General features: G+C 69.9%; 17 protein-coding genes. 12 read left to right on the forward strand and 5 right to left on the reverse strand.

All coding sequences use genetic code 11. The features are described 5' to 3' along the window. The 3 genes from OG974_RS24150 to OG974_RS24160 are packed head-to-tail and all read left to right on the forward strand — an operon-like array spanning position 1 to position 3,330. Positions 1 to 1,701, forward strand: a complete 1,701-nt coding sequence (locus tag OG974_RS24150) for a cytochrome c biogenesis protein ResB (RefSeq protein WP_371644440.1) — start codon at positions 1 to 3, stop codon at positions 1,699 to 1,701. Continuing rightward, entirely contained in the window at positions 1,698 to 2,801 is a 1,104-nt protein-coding gene (gene ccsB / locus OG974_RS24155) for a c-type cytochrome biogenesis protein CcsB (RefSeq protein ID WP_371644442.1), read from the forward strand. The genes OG974_RS24150 and ccsB overlap by 4 nt, the downstream gene beginning before the upstream one ends. A 25-nt stretch (positions 2,802 to 2,826) precedes the next feature. Next, positions 2,827 to 3,330, forward strand: a complete 504-nt coding sequence (locus OG974_RS24160) for an SRPBCC domain-containing protein (RefSeq protein ID WP_327284765.1) — start codon at positions 2,827 to 2,829, stop codon at positions 3,328 to 3,330. On the opposite strand, the gene OG974_RS24165 is transcribed toward OG974_RS24160, so the two are convergent. Both OG974_RS24165 and OG974_RS24170 read right to left on the reverse strand, forming a co-directional pair. Continuing rightward, complete coding sequence (locus OG974_RS24165; protein WP_371644444.1) at positions 3,306 to 3,857, reverse strand: hypothetical protein; 552 nt, start codon at positions 3,855 to 3,857, stop codon at positions 3,306 to 3,308. The genes OG974_RS24160 and OG974_RS24165 overlap by 25 nt on opposite strands. Positions 3,858 to 3,945: 88 nt before the next feature. Then, entirely contained in the window at positions 3,946 to 4,248 is a 303-nt protein-coding gene (locus OG974_RS24170; RefSeq protein ID WP_327284767.1) for a PLD nuclease N-terminal domain-containing protein, read from the reverse strand. A gap of 91 nt (positions 4,249 to 4,339) precedes the next feature. Here OG974_RS24170 and OG974_RS24175 point away from each other — a divergent pair, with 91 nt between their 5' ends. Genes OG974_RS24175 through mqnP form a run of 3 tightly spaced genes read left to right on the forward strand, consistent with a single transcriptional unit; the run spans position 4,340 to position 7,190 of the window. Next, positions 4,340 to 5,794, forward strand: a complete 1,455-nt coding sequence (locus OG974_RS24175) for a menaquinone biosynthesis decarboxylase (RefSeq protein ID WP_327284768.1) — start codon at positions 4,340 to 4,342, stop codon at positions 5,792 to 5,794. Continuing rightward, positions 5,791 to 6,270, forward strand: a complete 480-nt coding sequence (locus tag OG974_RS24180) for a hypothetical protein (protein WP_327284769.1) — start codon at positions 5,791 to 5,793, stop codon at positions 6,268 to 6,270. Before OG974_RS24175 ends, OG974_RS24180 begins: the two co-directional genes overlap by 4 nt. Continuing rightward, complete coding sequence (mqnP, locus tag OG974_RS24185) at positions 6,267 to 7,190, forward strand: menaquinone biosynthesis prenyltransferase MqnP (protein ID WP_327284770.1); 924 nt, start codon at positions 6,267 to 6,269, stop codon at positions 7,188 to 7,190. The genes OG974_RS24180 and mqnP overlap by 4 nt, the downstream gene beginning before the upstream one ends. 120 nt (positions 7,191 to 7,310) lie before the next feature. On the opposite strand, the gene OG974_RS24190 is transcribed toward mqnP, so the two are convergent. Next, entirely contained in the window at positions 7,311 to 7,922 is a 612-nt protein-coding gene (locus OG974_RS24190) for a rhomboid family intramembrane serine protease (protein ID WP_327284771.1), read from the reverse strand. 76 nt (positions 7,923 to 7,998) lie between these two features. On the opposite strand from OG974_RS24190, the gene OG974_RS24195 reads away from it, so the two are divergent. Beyond that, complete coding sequence (locus tag OG974_RS24195; RefSeq protein ID WP_327284772.1) at positions 7,999 to 8,685, forward strand: UbiX family flavin prenyltransferase; 687 nt, start codon at positions 7,999 to 8,001, stop codon at positions 8,683 to 8,685. On the opposite strand, the gene OG974_RS24200 is transcribed toward OG974_RS24195, so the two are convergent. Next, a complete protein-coding gene (locus tag OG974_RS24200; RefSeq protein WP_327284773.1) occupies positions 8,682 to 8,816 on the reverse strand; it encodes a hypothetical protein in 135 nt (44 codons plus the stop codon). The genes OG974_RS24195 and OG974_RS24200 overlap by 4 nt on opposite strands. A gap of 138 nt (positions 8,817 to 8,954) precedes the next feature. Here OG974_RS24200 and OG974_RS24205 point away from each other — a divergent pair, with 138 nt between their 5' ends. The 5 genes from OG974_RS24205 (at position 8,955) to OG974_RS24225 (ending at position 13,296) form a co-directional block, all read left to right on the forward strand. Beyond that, positions 8,955 to 9,410 (forward strand): Lrp/AsnC family transcriptional regulator, encoded by a 456-nt coding sequence (locus OG974_RS24205; RefSeq protein WP_327284774.1) that lies wholly within the window; start codon positions 8,955 to 8,957, stop codon positions 9,408 to 9,410. Positions 9,411 to 9,466: 56 nt separating this feature from the next. Beyond that, positions 9,467 to 10,630 carry an aminofutalosine synthase MqnE gene (gene mqnE, locus OG974_RS24210; protein ID WP_054223295.1) on the forward strand — a complete coding sequence of 388 codons (1,164 nt, stop codon included), beginning with the start codon at positions 9,467 to 9,469 and terminating at the stop codon, positions 10,628 to 10,630. 121 nt (positions 10,631 to 10,751) lie between these two features. Then, a complete protein-coding gene (locus OG974_RS24215) occupies positions 10,752 to 11,276 on the forward strand; it encodes a GNAT family N-acetyltransferase (protein WP_327284775.1) in 525 nt (174 codons plus the stop codon). A 122-nt stretch (positions 11,277 to 11,398) separates the two neighbouring features. Further along, positions 11,399 to 11,665, forward strand: coding sequence for a DUF4229 domain-containing protein (locus OG974_RS24220; protein WP_371646903.1), 267 nt, complete (start codon positions 11,399 to 11,401; stop codon positions 11,663 to 11,665). 323 nt (positions 11,666 to 11,988) lie between these two features. Then, positions 11,989 to 13,296, forward strand: coding sequence for a dicarboxylate/amino acid:cation symporter (locus OG974_RS24225; RefSeq protein ID WP_327284777.1), 1,308 nt, complete (start codon positions 11,989 to 11,991; stop codon positions 13,294 to 13,296). Positions 13,297 to 13,362: 66 nt separating this feature from the next. On the opposite strand, the gene OG974_RS24230 is transcribed toward OG974_RS24225, so the two are convergent. Beyond that, positions 13,363 to 13,836, reverse strand: a complete 474-nt coding sequence (locus OG974_RS24230) for a hypothetical protein (RefSeq protein ID WP_327284778.1) — start codon at positions 13,834 to 13,836, stop codon at positions 13,363 to 13,365. Between the last annotated feature and the right edge of the window lie 24 nt (positions 13,837 to 13,860).

Genomic DNA, 13,860 nt, shown 5'->3' on the forward strand with positions numbered 1-13,860 from the left:
ATGAGTACGACTGACAAGGCGTCCACCGAGGCGCCGAACCCGTCCGAGGAGTCCGCCGAGGCGGCCGCCGGGGCGCAGCTGTCCACCGCCCCCGCGGAGGAGGACGGCAGCGGCCCCGTCGGCATCGGCGTGATCGGCTGGCTCCGCTGGTTCTGGCGGCAGCTCACCTCGATGCGGGTGGCGCTGATCCTCCTCTTCCTGCTCTCCCTGGGCTCCATCCCCGGCTCCCTCGTCCCGCAGACCCAGGTCGACGCGATGAAGGTGACCAAGTGGAAGGAGGACCACTCCTTCTGGGTCCCGCTCGCCGAGAAGCTCCAGCTCTTCGACGTCTACAGCTCGGTGTGGTTCTCCGCGATCTACCTGCTGCTGTTCATCTCGCTGATCGGCTGCATCGTCCCGCGCAGCTGGCAGTTCGTCGGACAGCTCACCGGGCGTCCGCCCGGCGCCCCCAAGCGGCTGGACCGGCTGCCCGCGTACACGACGTGGCGTACGCGCAAGTCCCCCGACGAGGTGCTCGCGCAGGCGAAGACGGTCCTCGGCGGGCGGCGCTTCCGGATCGAGGCCGGCGCGGGCTCCGTGGCTGCCGAGAAGGGCTATCTGCGCGAGGCCGGCAACCTGGTCTTCCACATCGCCCTGATCGTGATGCTGATCGCGTTCGCCTGGGGCCAGCTGTTCAAGTCCGAGGGCGGCAAGCTCGTCCTGCGCGGCAAGGGCTTCGCGAACACGCTGACCCAGTACGACGACTTCAAGTCCGGCAGCATGTTCACCCCCGAGGACCTGTCGCCCTTCTCCTTCACCCTCGACAAGTTCGACGCCTCGTACGAGGAGAGCGGCCCGCAGAAGGGCACCGCGCGCGACTTCACGGCGCACGTCACCTTCCGCGACGGCGCGGACGGCGCACCGCAGAAGCGCGAGATCCAGGTCAACGAGCCCCTGGAGGTCGACGGCGCCAAGGTCTACCTGCTCGGCCACGGCTACGCGCCGGTCATCTCGGTGACCGACCCGACCGGCAAGGTGGTCTACAAGGACGCCGTGCCGATGCTGCCCTTCGACTCGAACCTGAGCTCCTCGGGCGCGGTCAAGGTGCCGGACGGCTACCGCGACAAGGACGGCGAGAAGGAGCAGCTCGGCTTCAACGCCATGTTCGTGCCGACCTTCGCCGGCGAGGGCAAGGGCACGATGCTCTCCCAGTTCCCGGACCTGAAGTTCCCCGTCCTCGCCCTCAGCGCCTACCACGGCAGCCTGGGCATGGACGCGGGCCTGCCGCAGAACGTGTACCAGCTGAACACCTCCAAGATGAAGGAGTTCAAGGACGCCGACGGGCAGCTGTTCAAGAAGCGGCTGCTGCCCGGCGAGACGATGGAGCTGCCGAACGGCGCGGGCACCGTGAAGTTCGAGGGCATCGAGCGCTGGGCCACCTTCACGATCACCCGGCAGCCCGGCAGCGGCCTCGCGCTCGCGGGTGCGATCGCCGCGATCGGCGGCCTGGCCGCGTCGCTGTTCATCCAGCGCCGCCGGGTCTGGGTGCGCGCGGCGGCCGGCGAGGACGGCGTGACCGTCGTCGAGATGGCGGGCCTCGGCCGCAGCGAGTCGGCCAAGCTCCCTGAGGAGCTGGGGCAGCTCGCCGCCGCCCTCCACGAGCAGGCGCCCACGGCGCCCGACCAACCTGTCAAGGAAACTGTTGAAGGGGAGCGCGGATGACGCCGCTCGCAGCCGAAGTCAACGAGAATTTGGCTCAGATCAGTAATTACCTGGTCTATTCGTCGATGGCGGTCTACACGCTCGCCTTCCTGGCCCACATCGCCGAATGGATCTTCGGTGGCCGCAGCAAGGTGGGCCGCACGGCCGCCGCGCTCACCGGCGCCGGGTCCAAGACCGCGGCCGCGGCCGCGGCCGCCGGTGCTCCCGCGGTCCAGGTGCGCGGCAAGGCCGGCACGGCCGTCCTCGACAAGCCGAAGGTCGTCACCCGCTCCACGGCCGGAACCCGCGACGTGCCGGACGGCCCCGGCGCGGCCGGCGGCACCGAGAACGGCGACCTGTACGGCCGCATCGCGATCTCGCTGACCACCCTGGCCTTCGTCATCGAGGCGGCCGGTGTCGTCTCCCGCGCGATGTCCGTGCAGCGGGCCCCCTGGGGCAACATGTACGAGTTCTCGCTCACCTTCTCCACGGTGGCCGTCGGCGCGTACCTGATCCTGCTGGTGCTGAAGAAGAACGTCCGCTGGATGGGCCTGATCCTGGTCACCACCGTCCTGCTGGACCTCGGCATCGCCACCACCTGGCTGTACACCGCCAGTGACCAGTTGGTGCCGGCGCTGCACTCGTACTGGCTGTGGATCCACGTCTCCACCGCGATCATCTGCGGCGCGGTCTTCTACATCGGTGCGACCGGCACGGTGCTCTACCTCTTCCGCGACGGGTACGAGTCCAAGCTCGCCCGCGGCGGCACGCCCGGCCGGTTCGCCACGTCCGTGATGGAGCGGCTCCCCTCGGCGTCCACGCTCGACAAGTTCTCGTACCGGATCAACGCGGCCTTCTTCCCGCTGTGGACCTTCACCATCGTGGCGGGCGCGATCTGGGCGGGCGACGCCTGGGGCCGCTACTGGGGCTGGGACCCCAAGGAGGTCTGGTCCTTCGTGACCTGGGTGGCGTACGCCTGCTACCTGCACGCCCGCGCCACCGCCGGCTGGAAGGGCCGCAAGGCCGCGTACCTCGCGCTGTTCGCCTTCGCCTGCTGGATCTGGAACTACTACGGCGTGAACATCCTGCTCAACGGCAAGCACTCCTACGCGGGCGTCTGACCCGTAGGAGTGGCACGCTGGTGGCATGGCACCTGTCAGTCATGCCACCAGTGAGAGCCGCGGCGAGGGCCGCTGGCTGCTGCGGTTCGAGGTGCACGTGCCGACTGCGTACGAGGCGGTGTGGCCCGCCCTGACCACGGCGGACGGGTTGCGCGGCTGGCTGGCCGCCGCGGACGTCCTGGAGCGAAGGCTCGGCGGGGCCGTCACCCTGCACTGGTTGAACGGCGGGACGACGGTCTCGGGCCACGTCACGGCCTGGGACGTCGAGCGGGTCGTGGAGTACACGGTGGGCGAGCACGGCCGCATGCGCTTCCACCTGGAGGCGGTGGGCACGGACTCCACGGTGATCCGCTTCCTGAACGAGCGGGACGGCTCGCAGGAGGACCGCCTCGACTCCCTGGCCGGCTGGCACCACCACTTCGAGCTGCTGGAATCCGCACTGCAGGGCCATCCGGCGGACTGGTCGCGGTGGACCGACGCACGCTGGGCGGAGCTGCGGGCTTCCTACGCGTCCTTCTCCAGGACGTAGGCGCTGCGCGCCTCCGGATCGCCGTAGTAGAAGAACAGCTCCAGGGTCTGCCGCCGGTCGCGGCGCAGCTCGAAGGTCCACTTGTAGCGTGCGGGCGCGGACTGCGGCGCGGACTGCGGCGCGGGTTGCGGCGGGGTGCCGCTGCGGGCCCCGGCGCCGGTCGGCGCGGGCAGGTGCAGGCGGACGTGCTGGCCGTAGTTCCAGCCGGCGGGCTCCTTGCCGATCAGCTTCCAGCTGCCGGTTCCCGAGAGCCTCCAGCCGAGGTCGTAGTCCCGCTCCTGGCCCCGCAGGTCGGTGACGGTGGCGGTTCCGTCGGCCCGGAAGACGACCTCGGTGCCCTCGACGCAGCGCCAGGTGCCGACGATCTCGTCGGCGCGCGCGTCGTAGACCGCGGGGACGGTGGCGTGGGTGTGCGGATCGCCTCCGGCCAGGGCGAGCAGGGCCGCGACGGCGACCCCGTACGCGAGCAGATTGCGCAGGATCGTGTCGACGACCCGCGGCCCCCCGCTGTTCTCCGGCACCGGCATCAGGCCATTCTTGCAGCAGCCTTGAACGCGTTCAATCGTGTGCTGCGCCACACGCCGCCATCGGGGCCGGCGGGGCCGTCCGGGTCGGTCAGTCCTTGTCCGTGTCCCGGTCCTTGTTCTTGTCGCGGTCCTCGCTGAGGGAGCGCAGGAACTCCGGGTTGTCGTCGGGCGCCACCCACTGCGTCCGGCGCGTCCGGCCTCCGCCGACCGCGGACCGCTGACGCCCCGCGAACAGCCACACCACCGGGCCGACGATCGAGAACAACAGGATGATGATCACCCAGACCACCTTCGGAAGGTGTTTGACCTCTTCCTCCGGGGTGTTCAGGCAGTCGATGAAGGCGTAGATGGTCAGCGCGATGATCAGCAGGAACGGCAGATAGCGCAGCACGGTGTGGGACCGACTCCCCAGCAGTGACGGGGGACCCGCCCTTGGGCCCCGGTGACGATCCCAGGTTAGTCGGTGACGGATACTGGCCCCTATGGCTTACGACGATCTCCGCTCGCTGCTCCGGGCTCTGGAGCGGGAGGGCGACCTCAAGCGCATCAAGGCCGAAGTCGACCCGTACCTGGAGGTCGGGGAGATCGTCGACAGAGTGAACAAGGCGGGGGGTCCGGCCCTCCTCTTCGAGAACGTCAAGGGCTCGGCGATGCCGCTGGCCATGAACGTCTTCGGGACCGACCGCCGCCTCCTGAAGGCCCTCGGCCTCAAGTCGTACGGCGAGATCAGCCAGAAGATCGGCGGCCTGCTCAAGCCGGAACTCCCGCAGGGCTTCATCGGGGTCCGCGAGGCCTTCGGCAAGCTCGGATCGATGGTGCACGTGCCCCCGAAGAAGGTGAAGGGCGACGCCCCCGTCCAGGAGGTGGTCCTCACCGGCGACGACGTCGACCTGGACCAGCTGCCGGCCCTGTTCACCTGGCCCAAGGACGGCGGCTCCTTCTTCAACCTCGGCCTCACGCACACCAAGCACCCCGAGACGGGCGTGCGCAACCTCGGCCTCTACCGCCTGCAGCGCCACGACAAGCGCACCATCGGCATGCACTGGCAGATCCACAAGGACAGCCGCAACCACTACGCCGTCGCCGCCAAGCGCGGCGAGCGGCTGCCGGTCGCGATCGCCTTCGGCTGCCCGCCGGCCGTCACCTACGCGTCGACCGCGCCGCTGCCCGGCGACATCGACGAGTACCTGTTCGCCGGGTTCGTCGCGGGCAAGCGGATCGAGATGGTCGACTGCAAGACGGTCCCGCTCCAGGTCCCGGCCAACGCCGAAGTCGTCATCGAGGGCTGGCTGGAGCCGGGCGAAATGCTGCCGGAGGGTCCCTTCGGCGACCACACCGGCTTCTACACCCCGCAGGAGCCCTTCCCCGCGCTGAAGATCGACTGCGTGACGATGCGCAAGCGTCCGCTGCTCCAGTCGATCGTCGTCGGCCGGCCGCCGACCGAGGACGGGCCGCTGGGCCGCGCCACGGAGCGGTTCTTCCTGCCCCTGCTGAAGATCATCGTGCCGGACATCGTGGACTACCACCTGCCCGAGTCGGGTGGCTTCCACAACTGCGCGATCGTCTCGATCGACAAGAAGTACCCGAAGCACGCCCAGAAGGTCATGCACGCCATCTGGGGCGCGCACATGATGTCGCTGACCAAGCTGATCATCGTGGTGGACTCCGACTGCGACGTCCACGACCTGCACGAGGTGTCCTGGCGGGCCCTCGGCAACACCGACTACTCCCGTGACCTCACCGTGGTCGAGGGACCGGTGGACCACCTGGACCACGCCTCGTACCAGCAGTTCTGGGGCGGCAAGGCGGGCATCGACGCGACCAAGAAGCTCCCCGAGGAGGGCTACACCCGCGACGGCGGTTGGCCCGACATGGTGGAGTCCGACCCGGCGACCGCGGCCCTGGTGGACCGCCGCTGGAAGGAGTACGGACTGTGAGCCCCGTAGCCATGGGCGGACCCGCCCTCTTCATCGGCACCGAAACCGCGTACGTGGCCGTCGTGCGCCCGCGCCTGGACCCGGCCGACCCCGAGGTCCGCGAGGCCGCCGAACAAGCCGGCGTCTCGCCTGAGGAGTTCGCGGGACCGGGCAACGTCTGGGCGCTGATGTGGGACGACGAGAGCGGCGAGGGCGGCGGCTTCGAGCTGCCGGGCCTGCGGGACGCGGAGGCCGAGGACTTCGCCGACCGCCTGCTGGCCGAGCTGTCCTTCGAGAGCGGCCCGTTCATCGTCGGGGCGGGCGAGGTGCTGCGCCTCCAGGCCTACCCGGGCGAGGGCGGCGGGGACTGCCGTTTCCTGGCCACCGTCACCCCGCCGGAGGGCGAGGAACTGGCCCCGCTCACGCTGGAGATCCCGCCCGTGGACGCCGACGCGCTCCGCGCGGAACTCGAAGACTTCCGGAGAGCCCTCGCATGATGACCACCGCCGACGGGGTGATCGGGCCCGGCCCGGCACCGCAGCCGACCGGCAAGGTGAAGGCGTTCCTGCGGCTCGTGATGATCGAGCACTCGGTCTTCGCGCTGCCGTTCGCCTACATCGCCGCACTGACGGCCATGTTCCGCCTCGACCGGGGCATGCACTGGGCCGAGCTGCTGCTCGTCACCGTCTGCATGGTGGGGCTGCGGACCTTCGCGATGGCCGCGAACCGGATCATCGACCGGGAGATCGACGCCCGCAATCCGCGCACCGCGGGGCGCGAGCTCGTCACGGGCGCCGTGTCCGTACGGTCGGCGTGGACCGGGGCCGGGATCGCGCTGGCCGTCTTCCTCGGGTCGGCGGCGCTGTTGAACCCGCTCTGCCTGGCGCTGGCGCCGGTCGCGGTGGTCCCGATGGTGGTGTACCCGTACGGGAAGCGGTTCACGAACTTCCCGCACGCGATCCTGGGCCTGGCGCAGGCCATGGGTCCCGTCGGGGCCTGGCTGGCGGTGACCGGCGAGTGGTCCTGGGACGCGGTGATCCTGGGCCTGGCGGTGGGCGTGTGGATCGGCGGCTTCGACCTGATCTTCGCCTGCCAGGACGTGGCGGCGGACCGCGCGGACGGAGTCAAGTCCGTCCCGGCACGGTTCGGTGTTCCGGCGGCCCTGTGGGGCGCGCGCGGCGCGCACGTGGCGACCACCGGCCTGCTGGCCTGGTACGCGGTGGCGACGGACGCGGGACCGTTCTTCTGGTTCGGTCTGCTGGTGGTCGTGGGGGCGTTCCTCTACGAGCACACGATCGTGAAGCCGCACGACCTGTCCCGTCTGAACCGGGCCTTCTTCACGGTGAACGGTTTCATCGGCATGGCCCTCTTCGCGTGCGCCCTGGCCGACCTGATCGCCCGCGGCCTGTCCCTGTGACGGCGTGACGCCGCGGCAGGACCCCACCACCCGACTCCCGCACGCGCGGGCGCGGTGGGGCTCGTTCGACGGCGTCGTCCTGCGCGACGTCGTGCGCGACCAGGTCGTCGGCCGGCCGCGCTAGGCGCCTACGGCCGCCGTCGGGCGGCGGAACGCGAAGGCGCAGGCCGTGCCCGTCAGGAGGCCGAAGAGGTGGCCCTGCCAGCTGACCGCGGTGTCGGTCGGCAGGATGCCGGTCACGATGCCCGTGCCCCAGTACGCGGCGATCGCGACGCCGACCAGCACGCCCAGCGGCCGCCGCTCGACGAAGCCGCGGACCAGCAGGTAGCCGAAGAGGCCGAAGACCAGCCCCGAGGCGCCCGCCGTGACGGTGTCCGGGGCGGAGACCAGCCAGACGCCGAGCCCGTCCACGAGGACGACCACCGCGCACAGCGCGAGGAAGCGGCGGATCCCACCGAGCGCGGTGACGAAGCCGAGGACCAGCAACGGGACGCTGTTGGACGCCAGGTGGCCGAAGCCGAAGTGGAGGAAGGGGGCCAGGGGAATCCCGGTCAGTCCGTCGGCGGTGCGGGCGGTGATCCCGTACGCGTCCAGGGCGTGGCCGGTGGCCAGGTCGACCAACTCGATCAGCCACAGCAGGGCCACCCAGGCCAGCATCAGCTTTCCGGCGGCCCCGGCCCGGTCGGTCCGGCTCCATTCGTCGAGCCGTACGGCGCCCTGCATTTCGGCCATGTCCTGATCCCCCGGTGTCGACGCTCGGGCCACCTTACTCAGCGTCGCTTTGCAGTGGCCGGATAGTCTCGGAGGTATGACTGACGGCAAGCGCACCCCGTGGGTGGTCGGGGTTTCCGGGGCGTCCGGGACGCCGTACGCGGCCGCGGTGATCCGCGGACTGCTCGCGGCGGGGGAGAGCGTGGACCTGGTGGTCAGCCGGGCTTCGCGGCTGACCCTGTTGGACGAGACCGGGATCGCCTTCCGCGACGCGCACTGGCGGGACGACCTCGCCGCCTGGCTGGAGCGCGGGGCGGACGGCAAGCCGGGGACGTATTCCCGGCCGGAACTTGACGACGTCCGCTACTGGGGCGCCGGTGACCTGGCCGCCGGGCCGAGTTCGGGCTCGTACCCCGTGCAGGGGATGCTGATCGTGCCGGCGTCCACGGCCTGTGTGGCGGGGGTGGCGCTCGGGCTTTCGAAGGACCTGCTCCAGCGCGTCGCGAGCGTGACGCTCAAGGAGCGGCGCCGGCTGGTGGTCGCGGTGCGGGAGACCCCGCTGAACGGGCAGACGCTGAAGCATCTGGTGGCGCTGGACGAGGCGGGCGCAGTGGTGCTGCCCGCCTCTCCGGCGTTCTATGCGGGTGCGACGCACATCCAGGACCTGGTGGATTTCGTCGCGGGGCGGGTGCTGGATGCGGCAGGGGTGCCGCACCAGCTGTACCGCCGGTGGGAGGGAGAGCTCGGTGGAGCCGCCCGCTCCCGGGAGGCAAGCGGTGGCTAGCGCTTCTTGGCGCGGCCCGGCTTGCGGGTCCGGTCGACGCGGTGGGCGGCGGCGGGCTGGTCGGTGCGGGATCGGTTGGCCAGCTCCTGGAGCTGTCGCATGTGCGCGTAGGCCATCTCGATCGTGTACACGGTGAACCACTCCTGAAGTCGTCAGATCATCGAGATCATCACTGATCTGTTGAAAGATTCACAGGGTGTTGACCCTGTGTGCCTTTGATTCTATACGTAAACTTGCGGGATCGCCGAATAATAGAAGGGTCCAGGCATATGGACGCGGTGGACAGGCAGCTCATCCAGGCACTTCGGGAGAACGGACGTGCCTCGTACGCGGAGCTGGGCCGGCTCGTGGGCCTCTCCGGCCCCAGCGTCACCGACCGGATCAACCGGCTTGAGTCGGCCGGCGTGATCACCGGCTACCGCGCGACCGTCGACGCGGCTTCGCTCGGCCTCGGCGTCACGGCGCTCATCGGCATCTCCCTCTCCGACGCCGCGGACCACGAGGACGTGGCCCGTCGCCTGCGCGACCTGGCGGAGATCGAGGACTGCTGGTTCATCGCCGGCGACGACTCGTACATGCTCAAGGTGCGGGCCGGCGACGTGGACGGGCTGGAGAAGATCATTCGGAAGCTCTCCAGCACCAAGGGCGTCTCGCGCACCCGTACCACCATCGTGCTCTCCACCAAGTGGGAGAACCGGGTCGGGGACCTGCCCGAAGAGGGCTAAGAGTACGGTGGGTGGCGGTTGCAGGCAGGACAGGACCCGTAGAGGAGACGACCGGAATGGACGCTGGGCTCAAGCGTGAGCTGGAGGACAAGGTTCGCTCCGGCGAGCGGCTGACCCGTGAGGACGGCATCGCCCTCTACGAGTCCGACGACCTGGCCTGGCTGGGCGGCCTCGCCCACGAGGTGCGCACGCGCAAGAACGGCGACGTCGTCCACTTCAACGTGAACCGCCACCTCAACATGACGAACGTGTGCACCGCGTCGTGCGCCTACTGCTCGTTCCAGCGCAAGCCGGGCGAGAAGGACGCGTACACGATGCGCATCGAGGAGGCCGTGCGCCTGGCCAAGGCCATGGAGAACGAGAACCTCACCGAGCTGCACATCGTCAACGGCCTGCACCCGAGCCTGCCGTGGCGGTACTACCCGCGCTCGCTCTCCGCGCTGAAGGAGGCGCTGCCGAACGTCTCGCTGAAGGCGTTCACGGCGACCGAGATCCACCACTTCGAGACGATCTCCGGGATGTCGGCCTCCGACATCCTCGACGAGCTGATCGAAGCCGGTCTGGAGTCGCTCACCGGCGGCGGCGCGGAGATCTTCGACTGGGAGGTCCGCCAGCACATCGTCGACCACAAGACCCACTGGGAAGACTGGTCGCGCATCCACCGCCTGGCGCACTCCAAGGGCCTCAAGACCCCGTCGACCATGCTCTACGGGCACATCGAGGAGCCGCGCCACCGCGTGGACCACGTGCTGCGGCTGCGCGAACTCCAGGACGAGACCGGCGGCTTCCAGGTCTTCATCCCGCTGCGCTACCAGCACGACTTCGTGGACATGCAGGACGGCAAGGTCCGCAACAAGCTCCAGGCGCGCACGACGATGGCGACGGGCGCCGAGGCGCTGAAGACCTTCGCGGTCTCGCGGCTGCTGTTCGACAACGTGCCGCACGTCAAGGTCTTCTGGGTCATGCACGGCGTGCAGACCGCCCAGCTCGCCCTCCAGCACGGCGCGGACGACATGGACGGCTCGGTCGTCGAGTACAAGATCACGCACGACGCGGACAACTACGGCACGCCGAACAAGCTGGGCCGTGACGATCTGCTGGAACTGATCCGGGAGGCGGGCTTCCGCCCCGTCGAGCGCAACACGCGGTACGAGATCATCCGCGAGTACCCCGGCCCGGACGCGGCGCTGCGCGAGACCCCGCAGGCGATGCGCGTCTGAGCGCGTTCACGGACGTTTCGGGCCCCGGGCCCCGGTTCTTCGCGAACCGGGACCCGGGGCCTTTCCGTGCGGCGCCCCTTTTCCGTTGCCCACCAGGGCCGGTAATAGATATTCTCCGCCCATGACCCTTACCTTCACGTTCGAGCCGACGGTCGACCGGGAGCTGCGCGACGGCCTCGTGCAGCTGTGGACCGACGTCTCCAACGCGGGCGGAGCGGTCGGCTTCGTCCCGCCCGTGACCGTGGACGACATCCGCCCCGAGCTGGTCAAGCACCTGGTGGCCATGGCCGAGGAGCGCAACCGGCTCGTCGTCGGGCGGGACGCGGACGGGCGGGTGCGCGCGGCCGCGTTCATCGGGCACAACGGCCACGCGCTCCAGCGGCACTGGGCCTGGGTCTACACCGTCATGGTCAGCCCCGAGCTCCAGGGGCGCGGCGCCGGGCGGGCCCTGATGGAGGCCGTCGCCGACGCGGCACGCTCCCTGGGCGGCCTCGACGCGCTGCGGCTCGGCTGCCGCGGCGGCCACGGGCTGGAGCACTTCTACGCGGCCTGCGGCTACAAGGAGGTCGGCCGCGTCCCGGGCGCCATCCGGGTGGCCCCGGGCGACGACCGCGACGACATCACCATGCTGCTGCCTCTCGTTTGACCCCCGGCGGGTTTGTCCGTACCTGCGCCGTGCTTCACTGGACGGGCACGTGACGACGTACCGACGAGAGAGAAGGGGTCACCGTGTCCCTCAAGCCGAGCGCGACGATCCGCTACACCGCGATGCGGCTGGGCATCTTCGTCGGATGCCTCGTCCTGGTTGCCGTACTGGTCAACGTGGGCTGGGTGCCCGCCGGCCTCGGCGACGCCAATCCCGCCTGGGTGGTGCTGCTCGCCCTGGTGATCTCCGCGCCGCTCTCCTTCGTGCTGTTGCGCAAGCAGCGTGACGAGATGTCCGCGCAGATCTCCGGACGCGTCGCGGGCGCCAAGGACCGGCTCGCCGCGAACCGCTCCCAGGAGGACGCGGCCGACGACGCCGCCCGCGCCTGAGTTAGCTTCCTCACACCTCTCCACTCACCGAACCGCCCCAGCACCGGGACTTCCCCCGTGTGCTGGGGCGTTCGGCGTTTCCGGGGGGTGCAGCTCCCTCTGGCTTCCCTCTGGCTCAAAGTGCACCTTTGAGAACCTCAAAGGGAAAGTGTTAGCGTGTTAAACATGTTGACCACAGTTGCGCATGAAATGACCGCGAGCGTCCCGCTCGTGGCGCGCCTGCACGTCGACCTCTGCCGCCGCGTGTCCGCGGCCTGTTGTGGCTGTCGCTGAGCCCACGCCGTTCTTCTCTTCCCCCCTTCTTTGCGCATCACCACCGGAGTGTGTCCGTGTCCGCGACCCCTCAGGCCCCCGCCAAGGCCTCCTTCAAGTTCCCGTTCTGGGCCCAGATCGTCACCGGCCTCGTGCTCGGCGTCCTCTTCGGCTGGATCGCCCGCAGCCAGGACGTCAGTTGGCTCGCCACGACCCTTGAGCAGATCGGCGACATCTTCGTCCAGCTGCTGAAGCTGGCCGTCGCCCCGCTCGTCTTCTTCGCGATCCTGGTGTCCATCACCAACCTGCGGAAGGTGAACAACGCCGCCCGGCTCGCCTCGCGCACCCTGCTCTGGTTCATGATCACCTCGCTGATCGCCGTCGGCATCGGCCTCGCGATCGGCCTGCTGACCAACCCGGGCGCCGGCACCGGCCTCACCCCGGCCGACGGCAAGCTGCCCAAGCGCCACGGCTCCTGGCTCGACTTCCTGACCGGCATCGTCCCGAAGGACATCGTCACGCCGTTCACCGAGCTGAACGTGCTCCAGATCGTCTTCCTCGCCGCCGTCGCCGGCATCGCCGCCCTCCAGCTCGGCAACAAGGCGCAGCCGCTCCTGAACGTCGCCGAGTCCGTCCTGGAGCTCCTCCAGAAGGCCCTGTGGTGGGTCATCCGCCTCGCCCCGATCGGCACCGTCGGCCTGATCGGCACCGCGATCGCCTCGTACGGCTGGGAACTCATCGGCAAGTACGCGACCTTCACCGCGGACGTCTACGTCGGCTCCGCCCTCGTGATGTTCGGCGTCTACCCGCTGCTCCTCGCGACGGTCGCCAAGGTCAACCCGATCCAGTTCTTCAAGGGCGCCTGGCCCGCGATCCAGCTGGCCTTCGTCTCCCGCTCCTCGGTCGGCACCATGCCGGTCACCCAGAAGGTCACCGAACGCCTCGGCGTCCCGAAGGAGTACGCCTCCTTCGCCGTCCCGTTCGGCGCCACCACGAAGATGGACGGCTGCGCCGCGATCTACCCGGCGCTCGCCGCGATCTTCATCGCGCAGATCTTCGACGTCCAGCTGACGATCACCGACTACCTGCTGATCGTCTTCGTCTCGGTGGTCGGCTCGGCAGCCACGGCCGGCCTGACCGGCGCCACGGTCATGCTGACGCTGACCCTCTCCACCCTGGGCCTGCCCCTGGAGGGCGTGGGCCTGCTGATGGCGATCGACCCGATCCTGGACATGATGCGCACCGCCACCAACGTCGCCGGCCAGGCCCTGGTCCCGGTCGTGGTCGCGGCCCGCGAGGGAATCCTGGACAAGAAGGCCTACGAGACCGCCTCGTCCTCCCCGCTGGACGAGCCTGTCCAGGTGGCCGTGGCCGCCTGACCGGCCCGGCCCCCGCAGCCCCCGCCCCGTCCGGGCGGGGGCTGCGGTGCGTCCGGTGACGGGCGCTCAGTCGACCCCGTGCAGATAGACCCGACTGCTCCGGTCGTCGGCCCGCGCCACGGCGACCTTCAACCAGTCCAGCTCGTCCTTGCAGGGCGCACAGACCTGCCCCTCCCGCACGTTCGCGAGCGATTCGGGCTCCGGGAGCCCGAGGTGCGCGAAGGGCGTCGCCGGCTTTCCTTCTCCGGCCCACGGCTTTTCGCGGAGCCGCAGGGGGCGTTCCGGCCGGAGCCGATCGAGGAAGCCGTCCACCTCGTCCGTCGGCAGGACGAAGGTGAGGATCAGCCCGTCGTCCTGGAACCCCTTCCGGCGGGCGGCCCGGGCATCGGTCGCCGTTGTGGGCACCTGCACCTGCAGGGTCTTCGAGACGGACTCCACGGTGGCCCCTTCCTCCCAGTGGGGCGCATCGCGGACGTCATGCCCCTCGCCCGCCCCGGAGCACCCGCCGAGCAGGGCGACGACCACGACAACGGCACCCACGAGGCCGGACCGCCGCATCCCCCG

This window comes from Streptomyces sp. NBC_00597, from assembly GCF_041431095.1.
Taxonomy (GTDB): domain Bacteria; phylum Actinomycetota; class Actinomycetes; order Streptomycetales; family Streptomycetaceae; genus Streptomyces.